The organism is Roseibium sp. TrichSKD4, assembly GCF_000148725.1.
Lineage (GTDB): Bacteria > Pseudomonadota > Alphaproteobacteria > Rhizobiales > Stappiaceae > Roseibium.
Map to the genome: position 1 here is coordinate 349,326 of NZ_GL476310.1, position 18,212 is coordinate 367,537.

22 protein-coding genes are annotated in these 18,212 nt (G+C 54.9%); 4 read left to right on the forward strand and 18 right to left on the reverse strand.

The window, feature by feature from the left end:
• Positions 1 to 31: 31 nt before the first annotated feature.
• The 4 genes from lepA to TRICHSKD4_RS07440 all read right to left on the reverse strand — a co-directional run bounded on the left by lepA (position 32) and on the right by TRICHSKD4_RS07440 (position 4,425).
• Complete coding sequence (gene lepA / locus TRICHSKD4_RS07425; protein WP_009466882.1) at positions 32 to 1,837, reverse strand: translation elongation factor 4; 1,806 nt, start codon at positions 1,835 to 1,837, stop codon at positions 32 to 34.
• A gap of 80 nt (positions 1,838 to 1,917) precedes the next feature.
• Positions 1,918 to 3,051 carry a penicillin-insensitive murein endopeptidase gene (gene mepA, locus TRICHSKD4_RS07430; RefSeq protein WP_009466883.1) on the reverse strand — a complete coding sequence of 378 codons (1,134 nt, stop codon included), beginning with the start codon at positions 3,049 to 3,051 and terminating at the stop codon, positions 1,918 to 1,920.
• A gap of 17 nt (positions 3,052 to 3,068) precedes the next feature.
• Positions 3,069 to 4,154: a patatin-like phospholipase family protein gene (locus TRICHSKD4_RS07435; protein ID WP_009466884.1), complete on the reverse strand. Its 1,086-nt coding sequence runs from the start codon at positions 4,152 to 4,154 to the stop codon at positions 3,069 to 3,071.
• A 64-nt stretch (positions 4,155 to 4,218) separates the two neighbouring features.
• Positions 4,219 to 4,425 (reverse strand): hypothetical protein, encoded by a 207-nt coding sequence (locus tag TRICHSKD4_RS07440; RefSeq protein WP_009466885.1) that lies wholly within the window; start codon positions 4,423 to 4,425, stop codon positions 4,219 to 4,221.
• On the opposite strand from TRICHSKD4_RS07440, the gene TRICHSKD4_RS07445 reads away from it, so the two are divergent.
• Complete coding sequence (locus TRICHSKD4_RS07445; RefSeq protein ID WP_009466886.1) at positions 4,424 to 5,470, forward strand: M42 family metallopeptidase; 1,047 nt, start codon at positions 4,424 to 4,426, stop codon at positions 5,468 to 5,470. The two genes, TRICHSKD4_RS07440 and TRICHSKD4_RS07445, sit on opposite strands and share 2 nt — an antisense overlap.
• A 52-nt stretch (positions 5,471 to 5,522) precedes the next feature.
• Here TRICHSKD4_RS07445 and prfH read toward each other — a convergent pair whose 3' ends face one another.
• The 3 genes from prfH to TRICHSKD4_RS07460 all read right to left on the reverse strand — a co-directional run bounded on the left by prfH (position 5,523) and on the right by TRICHSKD4_RS07460 (position 7,978).
• Positions 5,523 to 6,176 (reverse strand): peptide chain release factor H, encoded by a 654-nt coding sequence (prfH, locus tag TRICHSKD4_RS07450; RefSeq protein WP_009466887.1) that lies wholly within the window; start codon positions 6,174 to 6,176, stop codon positions 5,523 to 5,525.
• Positions 6,170 to 7,357, reverse strand: a complete 1,188-nt coding sequence (locus TRICHSKD4_RS07455) for an RNA ligase RtcB family protein (RefSeq protein WP_009466888.1) — start codon at positions 7,355 to 7,357, stop codon at positions 6,170 to 6,172. Before TRICHSKD4_RS07455 ends, prfH begins: the two co-directional genes overlap by 7 nt.
• Before the next feature lie 255 nt (positions 7,358 to 7,612).
• Entirely contained in the window at positions 7,613 to 7,978 is a 366-nt protein-coding gene (locus TRICHSKD4_RS07460) for a helix-turn-helix domain-containing protein (protein ID WP_009466890.1), read from the reverse strand.
• A gap of 59 nt (positions 7,979 to 8,037) precedes the next feature.
• Here TRICHSKD4_RS07460 and TRICHSKD4_RS07465 point away from each other — a divergent pair, with 59 nt between their 5' ends.
• Positions 8,038 to 8,937: a DMT family transporter gene (locus TRICHSKD4_RS07465; protein WP_371256687.1), complete on the forward strand. Its 900-nt coding sequence runs from the start codon at positions 8,038 to 8,040 to the stop codon at positions 8,935 to 8,937.
• Between the two features lie 69 nt (positions 8,938 to 9,006).
• Here the strand turns inward: TRICHSKD4_RS07465 and TRICHSKD4_RS07470 are convergent, their stop codons facing one another.
• The 10 genes from TRICHSKD4_RS07470 to TRICHSKD4_RS07515 all read right to left on the reverse strand — a co-directional run bounded on the left by TRICHSKD4_RS07470 (position 9,007) and on the right by TRICHSKD4_RS07515 (position 16,644).
• Positions 9,007 to 9,216 (reverse strand): cold-shock protein, encoded by a 210-nt coding sequence (locus tag TRICHSKD4_RS07470; RefSeq protein WP_009466892.1) that lies wholly within the window; start codon positions 9,214 to 9,216, stop codon positions 9,007 to 9,009.
• Between the two features lie 279 nt (positions 9,217 to 9,495).
• Complete coding sequence (locus tag TRICHSKD4_RS07475) at positions 9,496 to 10,554, reverse strand: aromatic ring-hydroxylating dioxygenase subunit alpha (RefSeq protein ID WP_009466893.1); 1,059 nt, start codon at positions 10,552 to 10,554, stop codon at positions 9,496 to 9,498.
• Between the two features lie 108 nt (positions 10,555 to 10,662).
• Complete coding sequence (locus TRICHSKD4_RS07480) at positions 10,663 to 11,235, reverse strand: hypothetical protein (RefSeq protein ID WP_009466894.1); 573 nt, start codon at positions 11,233 to 11,235, stop codon at positions 10,663 to 10,665.
• 83 nt (positions 11,236 to 11,318) lie between these two features.
• Entirely contained in the window at positions 11,319 to 11,984 is a 666-nt protein-coding gene (locus TRICHSKD4_RS07485; protein WP_009466895.1) for an alpha/beta hydrolase, read from the reverse strand.
• An 82-nt stretch (positions 11,985 to 12,066) separates the two neighbouring features.
• Positions 12,067 to 12,267 (reverse strand): cold-shock protein, encoded by a 201-nt coding sequence (locus TRICHSKD4_RS07490; RefSeq protein WP_040616494.1) that lies wholly within the window; start codon positions 12,265 to 12,267, stop codon positions 12,067 to 12,069.
• Between the two features lie 321 nt (positions 12,268 to 12,588).
• A complete protein-coding gene (locus TRICHSKD4_RS07495) occupies positions 12,589 to 13,047 on the reverse strand; it encodes a YtoQ family protein (protein WP_009466897.1) in 459 nt (152 codons plus the stop codon).
• 44 nt (positions 13,048 to 13,091) lie between these two features.
• The gene (locus TRICHSKD4_RS07500) at positions 13,092 to 13,967 is read right to left on the reverse strand and encodes an SDR family oxidoreductase (RefSeq protein ID WP_009466898.1); all 876 of its coding nucleotides are present in this window, start codon (positions 13,965 to 13,967) and stop codon (positions 13,092 to 13,094) included.
• A 4-nt stretch (positions 13,968 to 13,971) separates the two neighbouring features.
• Positions 13,972 to 14,811, reverse strand: a complete 840-nt coding sequence (locus TRICHSKD4_RS07505; protein WP_009466899.1) for an RNA methyltransferase — start codon at positions 14,809 to 14,811, stop codon at positions 13,972 to 13,974.
• Entirely contained in the window at positions 14,808 to 15,761 is a 954-nt protein-coding gene (locus TRICHSKD4_RS07510) for a class I SAM-dependent methyltransferase (RefSeq protein ID WP_040616495.1), read from the reverse strand. Before TRICHSKD4_RS07510 ends, TRICHSKD4_RS07505 begins: the two co-directional genes overlap by 4 nt.
• 124 nt (positions 15,762 to 15,885) lie before the next feature.
• The gene (locus TRICHSKD4_RS07515; RefSeq protein WP_009466901.1) at positions 15,886 to 16,644 is read right to left on the reverse strand and encodes an SDR family oxidoreductase; all 759 of its coding nucleotides are present in this window, start codon (positions 16,642 to 16,644) and stop codon (positions 15,886 to 15,888) included.
• A gap of 188 nt (positions 16,645 to 16,832) precedes the next feature.
• Here TRICHSKD4_RS07515 and TRICHSKD4_RS07520 point away from each other — a divergent pair, with 188 nt between their 5' ends.
• Positions 16,833 to 17,057: a bacterioferritin-associated ferredoxin gene (locus TRICHSKD4_RS07520; protein ID WP_247642796.1), complete on the forward strand. Its 225-nt coding sequence runs from the start codon at positions 16,833 to 16,835 to the stop codon at positions 17,055 to 17,057.
• Positions 17,047 to 17,532, forward strand: coding sequence for a bacterioferritin (gene bfr, locus TRICHSKD4_RS07525; RefSeq protein WP_009466903.1), 486 nt, complete (start codon positions 17,047 to 17,049; stop codon positions 17,530 to 17,532). Before TRICHSKD4_RS07520 ends, bfr begins: the two co-directional genes overlap by 11 nt.
• A 15-nt stretch (positions 17,533 to 17,547) precedes the next feature.
• On the opposite strand, the gene TRICHSKD4_RS07530 is transcribed toward bfr, so the two are convergent.
• Positions 17,548 to 18,192 carry an ATP-binding cassette domain-containing protein gene (locus TRICHSKD4_RS07530; protein WP_009466904.1) on the reverse strand — a complete coding sequence of 215 codons (645 nt, stop codon included), beginning with the start codon at positions 18,190 to 18,192 and terminating at the stop codon, positions 17,548 to 17,550.
• Positions 18,193 to 18,212 lie beyond the last annotated feature (20 nt).

Here is an 18,212-nt window from a genome sequence, read left to right on the forward strand (position 1 = left end):
CGTTTTGTGTTCTTGTCTGCAAGGTTCTGGATCAATCGTCCATCTTGAGGGCCTGAATAAAGGCCTCTTGCGGAATCTCCACCTTGCCGAACTGGCGCATCTTCTTCTTACCCGCCTTTTGCTTTTCCAGAAGCTTGCGTTTCCGGGTCGCGTCACCACCGTAACATTTGGCGGTCACGTCCTTGCGAAGTGCTGACAGAGTCTCACGCGCGATCACCTTGCCGCCGATGGCCGCCTGAATCGGGATCTTGAACATGTGCCGCGGGATCAGCTCTTTCAGCTTTTCCACCATGGCCCGGCCCCGACGTTCGGCTTGCGAACGGTGAACCAGAACGGATAGAGCGTCCACCGGTTCTTCGTTGACCAGAATGGACATTTTCACCAGATCACCGGCTCGGTAATCCGAAATCTGATAATCGAAGGAGGCATAGCCCTTCGAGATGGATTTCAGGCGGTCGTAAAAGTCGAAGACCACTTCGTTGAGCGGCAGATCGTAGGTCACCATCGCGCGCGAGCCGACATAGGACAGGTCAATCTGCAGGCCGCGCCGCTCTTGGCACAGCTTCAAGATACCGCCCAGATACTCATCTGGCGTCATGATGTTCGCGCGGATCCATGGCTCACGGATCTCGTCGATCTTCACCACGTCCGGCATGTCAGCCGGATTGTGAAGCTCGACTTCCGACCCATCCGTCAACGTCATTTCATAGACCACAGACGGAGCGGTTGCGATCAGGTCGAGATTGAACTCGCGCGACAGGCGTTCCTGAATGATTTCAAGGTGCAAAAGGCCGAGGAAGCCACACCGGAAACCAAAACCGAGCGCTGCAGAGGTTTCCATCTCAAAGGAAAAGCTCGCGTCGTTCAGGCGCAGCTTGCCCATTGCTGAGCGGAGGCCTTCAAAGTCATTGGCATCAATCGGGAAGAGGCCGCAGAAGACGACGGGTTGTGCAGGTTTAAAGCCCGGAAGCGGCTCGACGTTTGTTACCTTGTCGAGAGTGATCGTGTCACCAACCCGCGTATCGGCAACTTCCTTGATCGAGGCGGTGATAACGCCGATTTCGCCAGCACGGAGTTCGTCAACCTGCAGAAACTTCGGTGTCATAACGCCGACGCGGTCAATGTCATAGACAGCCCCGGTGCCAAGCATCTTGACCCGCTGCCCCTTTTTCAGGGAGCCGTCAATGACGCGGATCATCACCATGACGCCAAGATAGGTGTCATACCAGCTGTCGACGAGCATGGCCTTCAGCGTGCCATTGGGTTGACCTTGCGGTGGCGGCAGTTGCTTGACGATCGCTTCCAGAACGCTCTCAATACCCAGACCGGTCTTTGCCGAGATCATGCAGGCATCTGCCGTGTCGATCCCGATGACATCTTCGATCTGTTCCTTGATGCGATCAGGTTCTGCAGCGGGAAGGTCGATCTTGTTCAGAACCGTGACAATCTCGTGGTCGTTGTCGATGGCCTGATAGACGTTAGCCAGCGTTTGCGCTTCCACACCCTGCGATGCATCCACCACAAGCAGAGACCCTTCACAGGCAGCCAGTGACCGAGACACCTCATAGGCGAAGTCGACGTGGCCCGGAGTGTCGATCAGGTTCAACGTATATTGTTGTCCATCTTCGGCATTGTAGATCAGCCGCACGGTCTGGGCCTTGATCGTGATCCCGCGCTCTTTCTCGATATCCATGGAATCGAGAACCTGATCAGACATTTCACGGTCTGTCAGGGTGCCGGTCATCTGAATGAGCCGGTCAGCAAGGGTCGACTTACCGTGGTCGATATGCGCCACGATGGAGAAGTTTCGAATGTTGGAAATCGGTTCGCTCGTCATGGCGCCCCTTTACCATCGGAAAAGCGTTTCGCCTAGTACATTGAGCGCGATATGAAGCCGAAATCGGAAAAGTCAATCCGTTATTGGCGGGCTTCAGCTTGCAGGACGGAACGACAGTCGTTTGGAAGGGCGGCCAATTGCATGGCGCGCTTCTTTTTGACAACCGGTTTTTTGTTCGGGTCTTTCGGCTTGTTGGGCACCCAAGGCACATCCGACAGCCAGTAAACCAGTTCTTCTCCGCAGCCGTCTCCAGGTGGTGGTGGATTTTGGTTCTTGCAGCCGATGCTGTCTGGTGGGCAGGAGAGCCGAACATGGAAATGGTAGTGGTGCCCCCACCAAGAGCGGACTTTTCGAAGCCAGCTTCGGTCCGGACCGCGTTCAAAAGAGCAAAGCGCTTTTTTAATGGTGGGATTGACAAAAATGCGGGCCACACGACGATCCTGCGCTGCCCGCCGGATCAGCCGCGCATGAGCGTCTGTCCATTTGTTCGGATCGACACTTCTGTCTGCACCTTTTACGTCGAGCGGTCCCTTCAGCATGGAGATAGCCGAAATCTCTTCCCGCTCTTGTTGGGATAGCCGGCGGTTCGGCATTTGACGAAGCCAGATGTCAGCATCTAAACCGATCTGATGGCTTGCGTGGCCAGAGGTCATCGGCCCGCCGCGTGGTTGGGCCAAATCACCGACAAGAAGCCCACTCCACCCTAAAGAGGGGGCATCATCAGCCAGATCTTGCAGATAATCGATTAGGTCCGGGTGGCCCCAATTCCGGTTTCTCGACAGCCGCATGACCTGCCAGGTGTTGCCGTCTTTGGGCAGGAAAGTACCTCCTGCCAGACATCCCTTGGCATAGGAACCAATGGACCGTGCTCTGAGATTGGCTGGCTTGGCAGCTGCTCCAAAATACTCTTTTGCAGCACGATCACCGCGCAGCGCCAGTCGCTGGGCAGGGATGGTGGGGGAGTATCCCTCCGGTACGGCGGCTTTGCGCGCCGGAACAGGCACTGTGGGAGCCGTAGCTGTATCAGCCGCCGCTTTTGTGTTTTGTGTGATGATCTGCGTGATGTCTGGTGTGATTGAAAGGGTTTGCACCCGGACATCGCCCGGTTTTGCATTTGGACGCGGTGGGTCTTCTGCCAAAGCACTGCTCAGCGACAGTCCGCCCCAAAGGAAAAGCGAAGTGAGACCGATGACGGCTGATTTCAATCCGGACAATTCAAACAGACCCTTCTTCAGGCGGCATTCTCCAGATCACTAGCATGCTGTGAACCGTTGCTAGATGGCAAGTTCGCAATCAGCATCTCTACGAATTCATCCAGAACAACTGTGTTGTCGCGGATTATCCGGTCAGCCGCCCCATTCAAGGTAATCAGGTTGCCCGGACGTGCATTGTCGAAGTCCTCAGCATCGGGCGGAATTTCCCCGGTCAGGCGGATGTATTTGCCAACGTTCATTTCTTCAAACAGCCACTTGGCCTGATAGCTGGCTGTCTGAGATTGCCCGTCTGCAAAGATCGACAAAAGCGGCACCCCGTTCGAGGGGCGCATCCAGCCAAGGGTGCCCCAGCCAACGGCTTGCTCATACGGGTATCCACGTTTAGGGGCGTAGCCAGTACCAAGGGACAGGAGGACGACATCCTCGCATCCCCAGCCGAGTTTGCGTGCTTCAAGATAGGCGGCAATGCTCGGGTCATTCATGAAGACGCCGCCATCGACCAAAGCTTCTTCGCGTTTGAGTGTCAGATTTTCGACGCGGGACGGTTCAAAATAAGAGGGAGCAGCCGTCGTCGCGCGGACCGCTTGCCAGAAGTAATAATCGTCAGGGCGGCGGCTCCCTTCTTCCAGACCATTTGTCATGAAAAGGGCGCGTCTGTTTTCTATGTCGTAGGCGGTCAGAACCAGATTGGTCAGTCCGCTTGCCATTGAAGTCCAGCCAAACCGTTCCTTGAGGAGTTTTTCAAACGGGCGAGCATCATAGCTCTCGTCAAACAGACCGTACGGATTGGCAATCATGCGAGCAAGACGGTTGCTGATCGACGGCGTAAAAATCGTGCGCGCGTCACGCTCGTAGAAGTCCCGCAGCTCGGAAATGGTGGCGACTGCCTCACTTTTCTTGCCATCCGGCTTAGGCGCGCTGAGAGAAGCGGCGATAAGCCCACCGGTAGAAGTGCCGCACATCATGTCGAACAGCTCATGCATCGGCTTGTTGACGCCGCGATGGGCCAACCGGCTTTCGATTGTTTCAAGAATTCGAAGCGGAATGATACCCCGCACGCCGCCGCCATCAATGGATAAAACAAATCTCTTTTTGCCCGCCATGGCTCTCCCTCATGGTCTGACTGATGAAAACTTCAGGGTGTTCGAGCGAACACCTGACGCTGGATCAAGTTTTGCCGGGAAATACGACAGGCTCAAGGCATGAGAGCCAACTTTCCACTAACGTCGCGAACTTGGTCAGGAACTCGTTAATCTGCAGCTCAAAACTGAGCCGATCCGCAAGGCCGGTGACAGGCCGCGTTCTTTGGTTGCGTAGAGTGGCCCGGTTCGGTACCGATGGAGGCAGAACAACAACAAAAGGCAGTTCATTCATGAATATTGATCTCTTGCGCCGCCTGTGTGAAACGCCGGGCGTTCCAGGCCACGAACATCGCGTCCGTGAGCTTATCAAGAGCGAGATCGACGGACTGTTTGATACCGTCGAAACCGATGCCATGGGCTCTTTGCTCTGTAAACGGGACGCGCGCAAATCTGCGAAGAACGGTGAAAGCCCGCAAAAAATCATGCTGCTGTGTCATATGGACGAAATCGGGTTCCTCGTATCGCATGTGACGGACAAGGGCTTTGTCCATGTTCAGCCGGTCGGCGGTTTCGATGCACGAAATCTGTTCTCTCGCCGGGTGCTTGTGTCCACCGATGAGGGGGACTTCAAGGGCGTCATGAACCCCGGTGGCAAACCGATCCATATTTCTTCCCCGGAAGAACGCAAGAAGGTTCCTGAACCGAAAAACTTTGTGGTCGATATGGGGCTTGGCGAAAAGACCAAGGACATTGTCAAGATCGGCGACATGGTGACCATGGACGAGCCGCTGATTGAGATCGGCGACAAGATCGTTTCAAAGGCACTGGATAACCGGATCGCCTGCTGGCTGGGCATTGAGGCCATCAAGGCACTCGGAAAGGCGAAGCATTCGGCGGAAATTCATGTCGCGTTTACATGCCAAGAGGAAGTCGGACTGCGCGGCGCGCGCACAGCTGCCTTCGCGATCAAGCCGGACATTGGCCTCGGCATTGATGTAACTTTGGCTTGCGATACACCGGGTGTTCCGGAAGAAGACCGCACGACCGTTCAGGGCAATGGCTTCGGCCTTCATGTGAAAGATTCCAGCTTCATTGCAGATCGTGAACTGGTGAAAGACATTGAGGCGCTGGCGGTTAAGGAAGACATTCCGTATCAGCGCACCATGTTGGCCGCAGGTGGTCAGGATGGGGCTGCTGCTCAGCAGGCAGCTGCTGGTGCAAAAGCTGTCGGGATTGTGGTCGGCACCCGTTACATCCACACCGTGACCGAGATGATCCACAAATCGGACCTGCAAGCCGCATTGGATATCATCGCCGCCTACCTGAAAAAGAGCTGAGATCACGGCATATGAATTAAAAAGCCGCCAAAGTCGGGCGGCTTTTTTTGGTTCAACCTTCGACGAAGCTAGGGCCTTTGAAAGAAAGGGTCGCGTTTCCCCGCTCCAACTGTCGGTGCAAGAGGTTTTCGGACGATTTGGCCCCTGCATCAGCTTCGGCAGCCAGTAAGTAGAGCCTGTCGTGCAGGCGGTTTAAGGCTGCCGCGCGGTTTCTGTGTTGAGACCGTTCATCGCGCGCCACAACAGATAATCCTGTCGGCAAGTGTGTTAGCCGCACAGCGCTATCTGTCGTGTTTTGATGTTGCCCGCCTGGTCCGCCTGCTCGAAAGGTCTCAAACTTGAGATCTGAGGGGCTTAGAGTTTCGGTTTGGTCCCGTTCTGTTGCGAGCGCAAAGACGCCGACAAACCAGTTCTTGCGCTTGTGATGAGGGCGAAAAGGACTTTGGCACGTCCACCTAATGGTGCCGGTCCAGCGCTTCGCGATCTCGCTCGCGTCCTTTCCACTTAGGCGCAGGATCGCCGACGCGGGGTCCTGATTGGGGCCTTCGGTCGATAGCGTTTCCTCGACATTCACCCGAAGTTTGGCAGCCTCTGTCGTGATCCGCGCTAGCACCAGAGACACAGCGCGTCGGCACTCGCGCGGACCATCCCCACTTGTGACAAGCAGGCGCGCGGTGTCTGTCTTGTCCGTGCATGATTTTACCATGACCTACGCCTCCTGTTTTCGTCGCGGACCTTGTGGCGCTTGCGGTCCCGAATATCCTGTGATGACTTCTTGTAGGTCAGCAATGGCTTGAGAGAAGCAACCCGCGTAACCAAGCCAAACGATACAAGCTCATCCAAAACATGTTGCGACGATTTGTAGGCTTGCGGAGCCTCCTCAATGAGCAGCTGCCGATCTTCGCAGATGATGAAGCCGCCGGATGCATTGCGTTTCAAAGCTTCGCGATCCGATTTGGTTTTGCCCGCACGCCCAGTCATGGAGCTGCGATCGTACTTGCGGCCTGACCCATGGGCGAGAGAGAGCAAACTGCCGGGATGCCGACCGGTCGGGCGCACAACATAACTCAAGGTGTTGCGCGATCCGGCCAACGGTGTCAGACCCAAATCAGCCCGCGCGGCCCCTTTGCGATGCAATAGACAGTCTCTGTATCTCTCAGCAAGATTGTGAGGTACATCTGCGATTGGAACGATATCTGACTTAAGCGCATGGGCTGCCCGTTCCGCGATGATGCGCCGATTGAGGCTCGCCCAAACAACGGCTTGAGCGTGCTGTTCCAGATACTGGGTGGCGAGAGCCGAGTTCTGCTCCAGACCATGGTCATAGGCCTGCACAGTATCAAAGACCTCCGGGCCAAGTGACCGGGAGCCACTGTGAACCAGCAGAACCAGTTGCCCTTTTCTGAGGTCGGATGTCTGCTCATTTTCTGCCACGTCATCAACGACCTGCAGTTCGCAGAAATGATTGCCACCCCCAATCGTTCCAAGTGCAGCGGGATGAAGGCTGCGAGACAGTCCGATCTCTGTGAGGCGGCTATTGGCATCTCCATTCCAAGGGCCTTCGAGGTCACGCAATTTCTCCGCGGCCTTATCAAGCCGGAGTTTTCGTGCCTCCAGACGAAGCGCAAAAAGGCTCATGCCACACCCGATATCATTGCCGATCAGGTGCGGGTAAAGCCTTTTGGAAAGCACAGCGCATCCAACAGGCCCGAACTTGCCGGGGTGAAGGTCGGGAAACGCAGCGATAGCTTCCACCTCGGGTAGAGTGGCGATCTGGGAAAGCTGGTCTGTTGCTTTGCCTTCAATCCAGGATTTTTGAGAAAAGAAGTGATGTACAGCCGCCGGCAGTGAAGCCCCTGGCTGGCCATCCATATGGGAAGTGCCCATTTGGTGTTTCCATTTTCAATGCAAAAGTCAGGCGCAAGATGGATCTTGCCCTGTGGCATCCCACTGCACCGCTAACGCGGATTAGCTGAGATGTGCTGCCTTTGCGGGCGAGCGGCTGTCGAAATGCATGTCCGTCCCCTTTGAAAATGAAATCAGGAAACAGCTAAAAAGCCGAATTTGCTTTGCGGTTCAAGAGCGGGCGGAGGCCCTAAAAGGATATTGCGAGCCTGCTGTGACTTTCATGTCACGCAGCGTCTAGGACGGAGTTTCTTCCGGGTCTCGTCGCTCGGACCTCAATTGCATAGCCCATTTTGTAGACCAATCCCCTAAGGGGTGCAGTTTTGTAAATAGGTCTCGCCCGAGAGGTGTCAGTTCATATCCATGATCACCCCGGTCGACAAAAAGACTCTCTCGCAATTCCTTCAGGCGCTTGTTGAGAACGGTAGGTGATACGGTTTCGCAGCGGGATTGAAGTTCGCGAAACGTGAGAGGGCCATCGGATAACTGCCAAAGAATCCCGAGCGCCCATGTGCGCCCCAAAAGGTCAAAGAGCGCCATGATCGGTTTACCGGATTTCGAGCCACGAACAGGCGTTCCGGGTTTGGGTGCTGATTTGGTCATGAATCTATTGCTATCTTTTTTGTAGCGAATTATTGCTACGTATATGATAGCAAATGGAGGTGGCGTTGTTTACTCTTTTTCCTGTGCTTGCAGCAGTAGGAGCTTCTGCGGGTTGGGCAACTGGCTCGGCTCTGGCCCAGTATCCAGCACGCCAACTGGGCGCGTTCGAGTTCACCCGCATCCAGCTGTTGACGTGTGGCGCATTGTTATGGTTTCTCTCCGCAGTTTTTGGCCTTTGGCCCAGCATCAACTGGGCGCATTGGCCAGAATTTGTCCTGTCCTCTTTGGTGGGAATCATCTTGGGCAATCTCGCCATGATCGAGTTGCTTCGTCAGGCAGGCCCTCGTCTGACCGAATTGCTCATGTGCCTGAAAGCTCCAATCGTCGCGGTGCTTGCCTTCATCTGGTTTGATGAGGTTTTGAACCCTGCTCAGGTGCTGGGTGGTGCGTTGGTGATTGTTGGGGTCATCTTGGCGATCGGACGGAGTCACGGCCGCGACGGACTTGCCCTTCGAGGCTTGAGGAGCTCGTTGTGGATCGCCTTTCTTGGGCTCTCTGCAGCCGCATTTCAGGGCGTTGGTTTTCTGGCTGTCAAACCGGCCCTTGAAGCAGGAGCTGAACCGCTTGCAATCGGTGCAATCCGTCTTTCGATGGCGGCTGCGATAATCTCCCTGATTGCACTTTGGCCGGCAACCCTGTTTCGCCCGCACTCTGGCACTACGCCTTACCTGCTCCTTCGAACGGTGCTTCCGGGCGTCATTGGCTATGGGCTTTCAACGTCACTGTTGCTTTATGCCTACGCCAATATGGAAGCAGGGCTGGCCATGGTCTTGGGCTCGCTATCGCCCATCCTTATCATTCCGGTTCTGTGGCTACGTGATGGACAACTGCCGAATACCAACGGGGTGACCGGAGCTGGGCTGGCCATCTGCGGGATTGCCTTGATCGCGTTACAATGAAACACAAACGAAAAAAGGCCGGGCGCAAGGCCCGACCTTCTTAATCTCAGTTGGCTTTACGCCAAATACTCAGACAGCAGCAAGGCCGTCGGCAGCGGACTTGCCAGAGCGGCGGTCCTGAACAACTTCAAAGCTGACCTTCTGGCCTTCGGAGAGAGTTGTCATGCCAGCGCGCTCAACAGCGGAGATGTGAACGAATACGTCTTGAGAACCATCTTCCGGCTGAATGAAGCCATAGCCTTTGGTGGTGTTGAAGAATTTTACTGTGCCGATAGCCATAACGGTATCCTTTCAATCGGTCATAGTTGAAAGCCACAAGACCGATTGGTTTTGCAGCAGATTAGTCGACGTTGAAGGGAAGATCGTTCAGGCCGCAGGAAATCTGCGCAGTCACAAAGTTCGTCAAACAAAATCGATGATGCCAAACTACGCCGATTCACGTATCAGCGCAAGGGAATTCGGTCACGCAAACATGGGCTTGCGATTATTAACAAGGCCCTAAGCAGATTGCCGCGCGTGGGATGTGAGAGGCGCGAGGGGCTCAGATAAGCTGAGTTATCAGCTCATCCAGCGCAGTGTTTTTGCCTGAACCGGGTTTTCAAACGGCCGGTTTTCAGCCTGCGATTTGTCCCATTCCCGTTTTAACTGCATCCACCAGCGGCCTTGGGTATCAGCATCGTTGATCAGCATGAGCTTCGGATTGAACTCAAGGCCTTCGCGCTGCTGAATGACAACCTCGCGGTCTTGGTTCAAAAAGACATTCATAAGGTGTTTGACCAGTGGCTTGAGCGGCTTGACCCAGTCCATCGTTGTCCAGAACAGCTGCCGGACTTCTGTTTCATCCGGCGTTACCGGAGTAATCGTGGTCAAGCCGACCACAGAGTGCTTTGAGCCCTTGATATGTTCGATACGCAATCCCGGCAGGGCGTATCTGATTTCTGTTGTCACATCATCGCCCAGCACTTTGTAGGCAATATTTTGCGGTGGCAACGTGTGGCGTACCATGGCCCAGCCGAGGTCTGCCGGTTCGAACTGCTTTTCCTTCGCCCTGAGCTTCGTGGCATTTTTCTTGAACCACCAGGAGGTATGAACGAACGCTGCATGGGTAGGGTCCATAAGCCCAAGCGCAGCGTGGTCTACTGAGCAGACAAAGGGTTGCATGATGTCGACAGTGGGGGCGCTGTCGACAGCAAAGTCAGGCAGCATAGGCGGGTGCGGCTGGCGCCCATCTTCCGGTTTTTCACCATTGGCGGCAAAATAGACCCAGATCAGACCTTGTTGCTCAATTGCCGGGTAGGCACCGCAGGTGATCCTGGAATAGTCAATGGTCTGGTATTCATGCGTGGAGGGAATGTCGACACATGTGCCATCCGTGTCGAACTTCCAGCCATGATAGCAACATTGAACATGTTTGCCATCAAACCATCCGTGGCGAAGCGGGATGCCTCGGTGGGGACAAATATCGCGCAAGGCGAAAACCTTGCCGTTTTCATCGCGGCCCAAAAGCACCAGCTCGCCCATCAGCTTTTTGCCGGTCATGGCGCCTTTTTTGATCTCCCGGTCCGGGCAGGCCACATACCAGAGCCCGCGCAGAAGATCAGCTTGTAATTTGTCCACGATGAATACCCTTCAAACACACATCCGTTCTCTCGAATGCGGGCAAGATTTACCCGAGGTTCCAATGCGCCTCAAGTGGGGGAGTTACGGAGAAATGCGAAGGGGGTGTTAAGCGGTCAATTCCGCCAAATTGGAAAGCTGCGTGCCAGAGCCAGCATAAAGCGAACTGACGGAAGCGCGTTGTTGGCTGAACTCAAGGTCGCCAAAGTTGCCCTCGATGTTCGATGCGCTGGCGCGGCGAACGGATAGCCCTGTCTCACTGGAGTAAGAAACACGCTCATAGGAGACAAACTCGGCCGAAATGGTTTGATCGCCGATCTGCGCTTCTATTGTCGTGGTGGTTGTCGTTCCACTCTCGTAGGTCACATTCGGCTCGCCAGCCTCTTCAACCCCGAGAGCAGACTTCAGTTTCCCAGCCGTATTTTGATAATCCTCGACTGTGGCAAGGCCGGTCTTTTCTTCGTCTCCCTCTTCGCGGCCTTTCTCAACGGCCTCGCGGAGAGCGGCGATAACAACAGCGTCTTCTTCCGCCTTGTCAGCTGCTGATTCCAGCAAACTGACAGCTGGTGCTTTCGAGGAGCTCTCTTCTTCCGCTTGTTTCGAGTTGCCGAACTGCCCCTGACCAAATGACGCCGTGAAAACACTGGCGGATTGCGTGGTCGTCTCTATGGAAATTTGCATGACCCGGCGTTCCCGTTGAAAGGCTGAGAGCGAACTCTAACCACACCGTCAGTCAAAACTGTTAACAGGCCGTTAACCTTCTTTCAGCCAGCGGCAGAAAAACACCGATTCAGGAACCGGCCGCCCAGAACCATTGCGCGTTCATCGATAGAATGACCAAGGCCTTCTAAAAGATGCCCCTCTACAGCAACGCCGGCGTTGGAAAGGGCCTTAGCGCCCGCGTCCAAATGATAAGGAGGAACAACATCGTCTTCAGCGCCATGCACCATCAGAACCGGCGTAGTGGTGTTTACACCTTGAAGCTGGTCAGGAGCTGGCAAAAGGCCTGAATAGGCCAGTATGCCTTTTGGCGGTGCAGTGCGCCGCAAACCTGTATGCAAGGCCATCATGGCTCCTTGGCTGAAGCCGACCAGAGTCATGTCGTTGTCGGACAATCCATACCGCTGCAGTTCATTGTCCAAAAAGGTGTCGAGAAGTGCGCGGGCGGCCTCGGAGCCGAGACTGTATTCGTGCATGTCGCGCTCCTGAAGAGCAAACCACTGCCGCCCGCCAAGGACTTCAAAAGGCAGAGGTTCTGGCGCATTCGGAGCAACGAATACAGCATCAGGCAAGGTTTCGGACCACGCGCGTCCAAGATCAATCAGATCCTCGCCATCAGCTCCATAACCATGGAGGATGACAACCAATTGGCGCGGCGGATTTCCGGATTTCGGCGTAAAACGAGGGCCTGAAAGGTCCAAAGGGTGCATGTTTGAAGCAGAACCAATTCTGAAATGCGCAAAACAAAAGGGCGGTCAGACCGCCCTTGGGTTTTGGGATTTGATACGTGCGTTACAGGACCTTAAGGTCCTCCGCGACAGCTTGCCCGCGGCGGTATTCGAGATCAAATGCGACCAATTGGCCTTCAGTCAACGTCTCAATACCGGAACGCTTCAGCGCATTTTTATAGACGAGAACTTCTTTTCCGTCCTGCGGTTCGATGGAGCCGAGGCCCCGACCAACATCAAACCATTTTACGTTTCCATGTAACATGGTTGCTTCTTTCCAAATTTCTTGCAGCGTTCAAACACTCCGCTTCTAGTCGAAGAATGAAACGCCGAGATGACAGTAAATAAAACGAAGGCTGCCTATCAGGTGCTTCGTCACGCAAGACCAAGTGGAGGTCGCATAATTTACGTTGCGACAACCTTGGGTGCGTATGGTTAACAAATTGCTGCTTTTCAACGATTTATGCAAGTTTCGGCTAAATTCCGGCCCTCGCAGCAGCTACTTTGTGAAAATAAGATGTGTGTTCTTAAGTATTTTTTCAAGGGGCAATGAGTGTGCCCCCGATTGGACACACTCAAAACGTGATTAGCGAGACAGTTCCCCGCGGATCACATACCGCAGGATTTCAACCACCTGTTCTGAGGTTTCCGCGACTGCGAGAGCTGCGGCATCGACCTCTTTCAAGGGGTGGGTCAGGCTTTCGTCATGCAAGATGATGAGTGATTTGCCAAGCGCTGCCGCATACCCCGCATCAAAGGCCGCATTCCACTGCTTGTACTTGTCACCAAAGCGCACCACGACAATGTCGGATTGCTCGATCAAGGTACGGGTGCGGATAGCATTCATCTTCGCGCCCTTGTTGTCGTACCAAAATTTCTTTTCCTCGCCCCCAAGGATCACGGCACCGCAATCATCGCTGGCGTCGTGGTCAGTGACCGGAGCTGCAAAGGAAATCGGCAGATCAAGCTTTTCACACCCCTCAGTGATGCGTTCTCGCCAATCAGTATGAATTTCACCAGACAGGTAGACGTGCCAGTCTTGCATGGAAGGCTCCTTGAGTGTCGTTGGTCGGTAGCGATTGCCAAGCTCTAACCAGGTTTGACATCACTCTGATAAAGGGCGGGCAGGGCTACGCGATAGCTGGGATACTGAAACTGGTAGCCAAGTTCGGATTTCACGCGCGCATTGGAAACACGTTTGTTCTCGCCGTAAAACGACCGCGCCATCGGTGAAAGGTCAGCCGTTTCAAATGGAACTTCTGGGGGCGGCTCAATGCCAAGCAACTCCGCAGCATAGGTGACAACATCTTGCGGAGAAGCTGGTTCATCATCCGTTACGTTGTAAATCCGGGTGCGTGGGTTCGCCATGGCGGCTTTTACAGCCCCTGCAATGTCGGCGACATGAATCCGATTGAACACCTGCCCCGGTTTGATCAAACGCCGGGCGCGTCCCTTCTTGAAGTTCTGAAAGGTGTTGCGGCCGGGGCCGTAAATGCCGGACAGGCGGAAGATTTGAACGGGTGTGCCCGTCTCTTCCGCAAACGCCAACCAAGAATTCTCTGCATCCACGCGTTGGATGGAACGCTCGGAAACTGGCTTGCACACTGTGTCTTCGTCTACCCACGCACCATCGTGGTTGCCATAAACGCCTACAGTTGAAAGGTAGCCCAGCCATTTTGGTTTGGCGGTCTGCAGGGCACTGCGACAGGCATTGAGCACTGGATCGCCGGATGCATTCGGGGCAATCGAAACAAGAACGTGAGTGGCCTGTTCAAGCGCTGACAACAGCTCGTCTGAGGCGGTTTCGCCATCGAACAGAATTGGTGAGATGTTGGCTTCTGCCAGTTGAGCGGCTTTTCCCTCGGATCGCGTTGTTCCGCCGATCCAGTCAAACTGATCCCTTATATTTTCGATGATGGCGCGTGAGGAGAAGCCAACGCCAAATACAAAGAGGCGATCCGTCATGGGGTCAAAGCTCCAGGTGGTTTCGGCGAATTTCGTAAAGGGTGATGCCAGTGGCCACAGCAAGGTTGAGACTGTCTGCCTGTCCGACTTGCGGGATGCGGATCAGTGTCTTGCAAACTCGGGTCATTGAAGCGTCTAAGCCTTGTTGCTCGTTGCCCATCAACAAAAGCACGGGTTCCGCGTAATCGGCGGTTCGATAATCGACGGAGCCTTCCAGATGAGTTCCAACGACCGGTCCGGGCCACTTCTTGGCAAAGTCCAAAAAGGCGTCCTTGGCGGTCTTGATGATCGGAACATGGAAAAGCGAGCCCATCGTGGCACGAACGGTTTCAACCGCAAACGGGTCGGTACAGTCTCCAACCAAAACAACACCGCTGGCTCCCACCGCATCAATTGTGCGAATGACAGTTCCAAGGTTGCCGGGATCGCGCACGCGGTCCAGGGCGACCCAGGTTGCGGCCGAGTTCGGATCAATGTTGGAAAGACTGACCGTCTTTTGCTCATAGACCCCGACAACCATTTGAGGGTTGTCCTTGCGGGTCATGGCCGAAAGAATGGCAGTGTTCACTTCCAGAATGAGCGCGCCACGTGCCTTGGCGCTGGCGGCGGCCTGTTGAGCAATCGGGTTCTCTCTGGCCTCAGGGCCAAGTGCGAGATAGCGGACATCCCACCCGGCTTCCAAGGCGTCAGTGGCCAGTTTCAGCCCTTCGGCCACAAACAGCCCGGACTGGGTGCGGTGCTTGCGCTGGGCAATCAGCCCCTTGATCTCTTTGACAATCGGGTTGGCGTGACTGGTGATTTGTTTCACCGCGCCGACGCGGGGCGCTTTGCCGGACGTATTCATCGACTGCTCCAGCGCGAAAACAACGATGTTGAGAGCGCGCGCTGGCCAACATCTTCTCGGATGACCAATTCTCCTGATTCCAGCCGTCCACCTTGGTGCGACAATGTCTCAGCCATCAGTTCGTGCATGGCGAGGAAACTGGAGCGGATGGCATAGGCCGTCAAGATCATGAACAATGCATCCTTGGCCAAAAGCTTCTGCAAATCGCTCAACATGCCCGGCAGGGACTCATAGATGTCCCACACCTCCCCCTTGGGGCCGCGGCCATATTTGGGTGGGTCCAGAATGATGCCATCATAGGTGCTTCCGCGTCGAACTTCGCGCGCAACGAATTTGGATGCATCTTCGCATATCCACCTGATCGGCAGGTCGTCGAGGCCGGAGAGGGTCTGATTTTCCCGCGCATAGGTTATCGCTTTTTTGGACGCATCAATATGCGTAACCTGAGCGCCTTCGCTTGCGGGAAGCAGAGAGGCAAGACCGGTATAGCCGAAGAGGTTTAGGATTTTGATAGGCTTGTCTGGCGCACGTTTTCGCTCTGCACGGATCTTGCCATTTACCCAGTTCCAGTGGGCAGCTTGCTCTGGAAAAACGCCGACATGGCGAAAAGACATGAATCGCCCGTGATAACGCGCCGGGCCATAGGCCATTTCCCATGTCTCCGGAACATTGCCGGAAAACTTCCAGCGACCGGGGCCTTCTTCGTCCGTGTCTCCGGAAAAGACAGCATCCGCCCGCTCCCATTGCGCAGGTTTCAGACGGCGGGATCCCATGGCCTGTGGCTCAGGGCGGACAATGGTAAAGCGTCCGTAGCGTTCCAGTTTTTGCCCTTCACCCATGTCGAGCAGTTTGTAATCCTTCCATCCCGTTGTTTCAAGAATGAGAGGATAGCCTGCGACCGGTGCAGATCCATGTGCGGCGAAATGTGATGCGGATGGTGTCTCGGACAAAGCGCTACCTGAAGCCAGAACAGTCAAAAGATGACTGAGGCCCTAAGGGAACAGCGGGTCTGGGTCAATCGCCTTTTTTGCTAGCGCCGGACACGAAGTCGAGCCGGAAATCAGGCAATTTCGGTCAAACGTGCTGGCCACCATTGATGTGGATTTCACCGCCCGTGACATAGGAGGACGGCGAGGTGCAGAGAAAGTGAATTGTCTCAGCCACCTCATTCGGCATGCCCAAACGGCGCATCGGGATGGTTTCGACAAGCTTCTCGGTACCCGGCGACAAAATGGATGTGTCGATTTCACCCGGTGCAATCGCGTTGACCCGCACACCATGAGGGCCAAAATCTGCGGCCATTTCACGTGTCAAAGAGGCGAGAGCGGCTTTGGAGGTCGCATAGGCCGTGCCGGCAAAGGGGTGGACACGACTTCCGGCAATGGATGTCACATTGACGATGGAACCTTCTGCTGCCTTCAGCTCCTCAAATAGTCCGCGGCCGAGCATGATTGGCGCGAAGAAATTGACCTGAAAAACATGTCGCCATGTGTGCATGGGAGTGGACAATGAATCCAGCCGCGCGCCGCCGTCCCCCTTCGGGCTTATGCCGGCATTGTTGACCAAGGCGTTCAAACGAGAACCATGAGGCTGTAGCCGTTTGCGGATTTCCTGCACTGCGTAACCGAGGTTTTCCGGGTCCGACAAATCCACCTGAATGTGATCTTCCGGCCCCATCGGCCACGGACATTTGTCTGAAAATGCATGACGGGAACAGGTGATCACACGCCAACCGGCTGCGGAAAACCGCTTCACGGTTGCATGGCCGATGCCTCGGCTTGCGCCTGTGAGAACAAGGGTTTGCCGGTCATCATTGGGAGTTTGGGCCTGCATGGGAAACCTCGAGTGGGTAAAGCGGCGAAGTTGAAAAAAGTTGACTTTTACATGTTAGTTTAGTTTATGCGCCAGACTTCTTCTATGCGAAAAACGCGAAACGCGGGATATTTAATTCGGACGGTTGGATGCTTGTTTGCTCCTGTAATGTGTTAACCGACGATCAATTGCGCAAGGCGGCTGAGGAAATGCGGCAAGACCCGAACGGGAAAATGCCGACCCCCGGTTCCGTCTTCCGACATTTGGGGTGCCGTCCCCGTTGTGGCGGCTGCTTTCCAAATGTTATTAAAGTCATTCACGAGGAAGCTCCAGCAAGCTCAGAGCGGTCTGTTTCAGCTGCAAAGACCAGCTCGACAGCAGTCCCAACCGACACATCGAATGATAAAACGAAGGAATTGACCCATGAAGGGTGACACGCGCGTTATTGAGTATCTCAACAAGGCTCTGCGTCATGAGCTGACGGCGGTCAACCAGTATTGGCTGCATGCCCGTCTTTTGGACGATTGGGGCTTCGGCAAGCTCGCTGCAAAAGAACTTGCAGAAGCTGAGGAAGAGCGTGCACACGCTCAAGACCTGATGGACAGGATCTTGTTCCTTGAGGGGCTGCCAAATCTTCAGGTGCTAGATCCGCTGCGCATCGGGCATTCGGTCAAGGAGTGCATTGAGAGCGACTTGGCTGCGGAATATGTTGCGCGGGCGCTCTATCACGAAGCACGGGAAGTATGCCGGGAAGCTGAGGATTATGTGTCCATGAAGTTGTTCGAGCAATTGCTTGCAGACGAAGAGGGGCATATCGATTTTCTGGAAACCCAACTTGGTCTCATCGAGCGCATCGGCATTAATGAGTATTCCTTCTTGCAGGCGAAATCTGCTGATCAGGCTGAATAAATCCAAAAGCTGATTTTATAGTTCGATCACGGAGCCGCCCGCGGCCTCTGCATCTTCCGCGTCATGTGTCACAAGCAAGACGGGCAGTTTGCGGTCACGGGTGGTGTCAAAAACAAGCTCTCTGACGTCCGCCCGCCGGGAACGGTCCAGGCTCGAAAACGGCTCGTCCAGCAAAAGGGCCTGCGGTTCGGCGAGGATCAATCGCATCAAGGCAACACGGGTCTGTTGCCCGCCTGACAGTGTTGCCGGATCGCGTCCCTCAAATCCTCCAAGGCCAACTTCTTCGAGAGCTGCAATGACGCGTTCCAACCGTTGCTGCCGACCTTTGATGGTGCGCGGCAAGGCAAACAGCAGGTTTTGTCCAACGGACATGTGAGGAAACAGAAGCGGGGATTGGAACATCAGCCCGACATTGCGCGTTTGGGCCGACTGCTCCGTGATGTTGACGCCATTGAGGGTCACGCGCCCGGTCGCCTCAAAGGCGGCGGGAAGAAACCCTGCAACCAAATTCAATAGTGTCGACTTGCCACTTCCGCTTTCGCCCATGACGGTAAGGACGTCGCCGGGGCGGATCAGATGATTTACAGCGACCAGACAACGACCCTTCAGGGAAAGGCTGACGTTATCAAATCTGAGACCTTTTTCAGATGTTTCCAGCACGTAGACCTCTAAGCCCGGTA

Coding starts and splice junctions, on each gene's coding strand:
- lepA (WP_009466882.1), bottom strand. CDS start 1,837: ATGACGAGCGAACCGATTTCCAACATTCGAAACTTCTCCATCGTGGCG.
- TRICHSKD4_RS07435 (WP_009466884.1), bottom strand. CDS start 4,154: ATGGCGGGCAAAAAGAGATTTGTTTTATCCATTGATGGCGGCGGCGTG.
- TRICHSKD4_RS07445 (WP_009466886.1), top strand. CDS start 4,424: ATGAATATTGATCTCTTGCGCCGCCTGTGTGAAACGCCGGGCGTTCCA.
- TRICHSKD4_RS07440 (WP_009466885.1), bottom strand. CDS start 4,425: ATGAATGAACTGCCTTTTGTTGTTGTTCTGCCTCCATCGGTACCGAAC.
- prfH (WP_009466887.1), bottom strand. CDS start 6,176: ATGGTAAAATCATGCACGGACAAGACAGACACCGCGCGCCTGCTTGTC.
- TRICHSKD4_RS07455 (WP_009466888.1), bottom strand. CDS start 7,357: ATGGGCACTTCCCATATGGATGGCCAGCCAGGGGCTTCACTGCCGGCG.
- TRICHSKD4_RS07460 (WP_009466890.1), bottom strand. CDS start 7,978: ATGACCAAATCAGCACCCAAACCCGGAACGCCTGTTCGTGGCTCGAAA.
- TRICHSKD4_RS07470 (WP_009466892.1), bottom strand. CDS start 9,216: ATGGCTATCGGCACAGTAAAATTCTTCAACACCACCAAAGGCTATGGC.
- TRICHSKD4_RS07480 (WP_009466894.1), bottom strand. CDS start 11,235: ATGCAAATTTCCATAGAGACGACCACGCAATCCGCCAGTGTTTTCACG.
- TRICHSKD4_RS07485 (WP_009466895.1), bottom strand. CDS start 11,984: ATGCACCCTTTGGACCTTTCAGGCCCTCGTTTTACGCCGAAATCCGGA.
- TRICHSKD4_RS07490 (WP_040616494.1), bottom strand. CDS start 12,267: ATGTTACATGGAAACGTAAAATGGTTTGATGTTGGTCGGGGCCTCGGC.
- TRICHSKD4_RS07495 (WP_009466897.1), bottom strand. CDS start 13,047: ATGCAAGACTGGCACGTCTACCTGTCTGGTGAAATTCATACTGATTGG.
- TRICHSKD4_RS07500 (WP_009466898.1), bottom strand. CDS start 13,967: ATGACGGATCGCCTCTTTGTATTTGGCGTTGGCTTCTCCTCACGCGCC.
- TRICHSKD4_RS07505 (WP_009466899.1), bottom strand. CDS start 14,811: ATGAATACGTCCGGCAAAGCGCCCCGCGTCGGCGCGGTGAAACAAATC.
- TRICHSKD4_RS07515 (WP_009466901.1), bottom strand. CDS start 16,644: ATGCAGGCCCAAACTCCCAATGATGACCGGCAAACCCTTGTTCTCACA.
- TRICHSKD4_RS07520 (WP_247642796.1), top strand. CDS start 16,833: ATGCGGCAAGACCCGAACGGGAAAATGCCGACCCCCGGTTCCGTCTTC.
- bfr (WP_009466903.1), top strand. CDS start 17,047: ATGAAGGGTGACACGCGCGTTATTGAGTATCTCAACAAGGCTCTGCGT.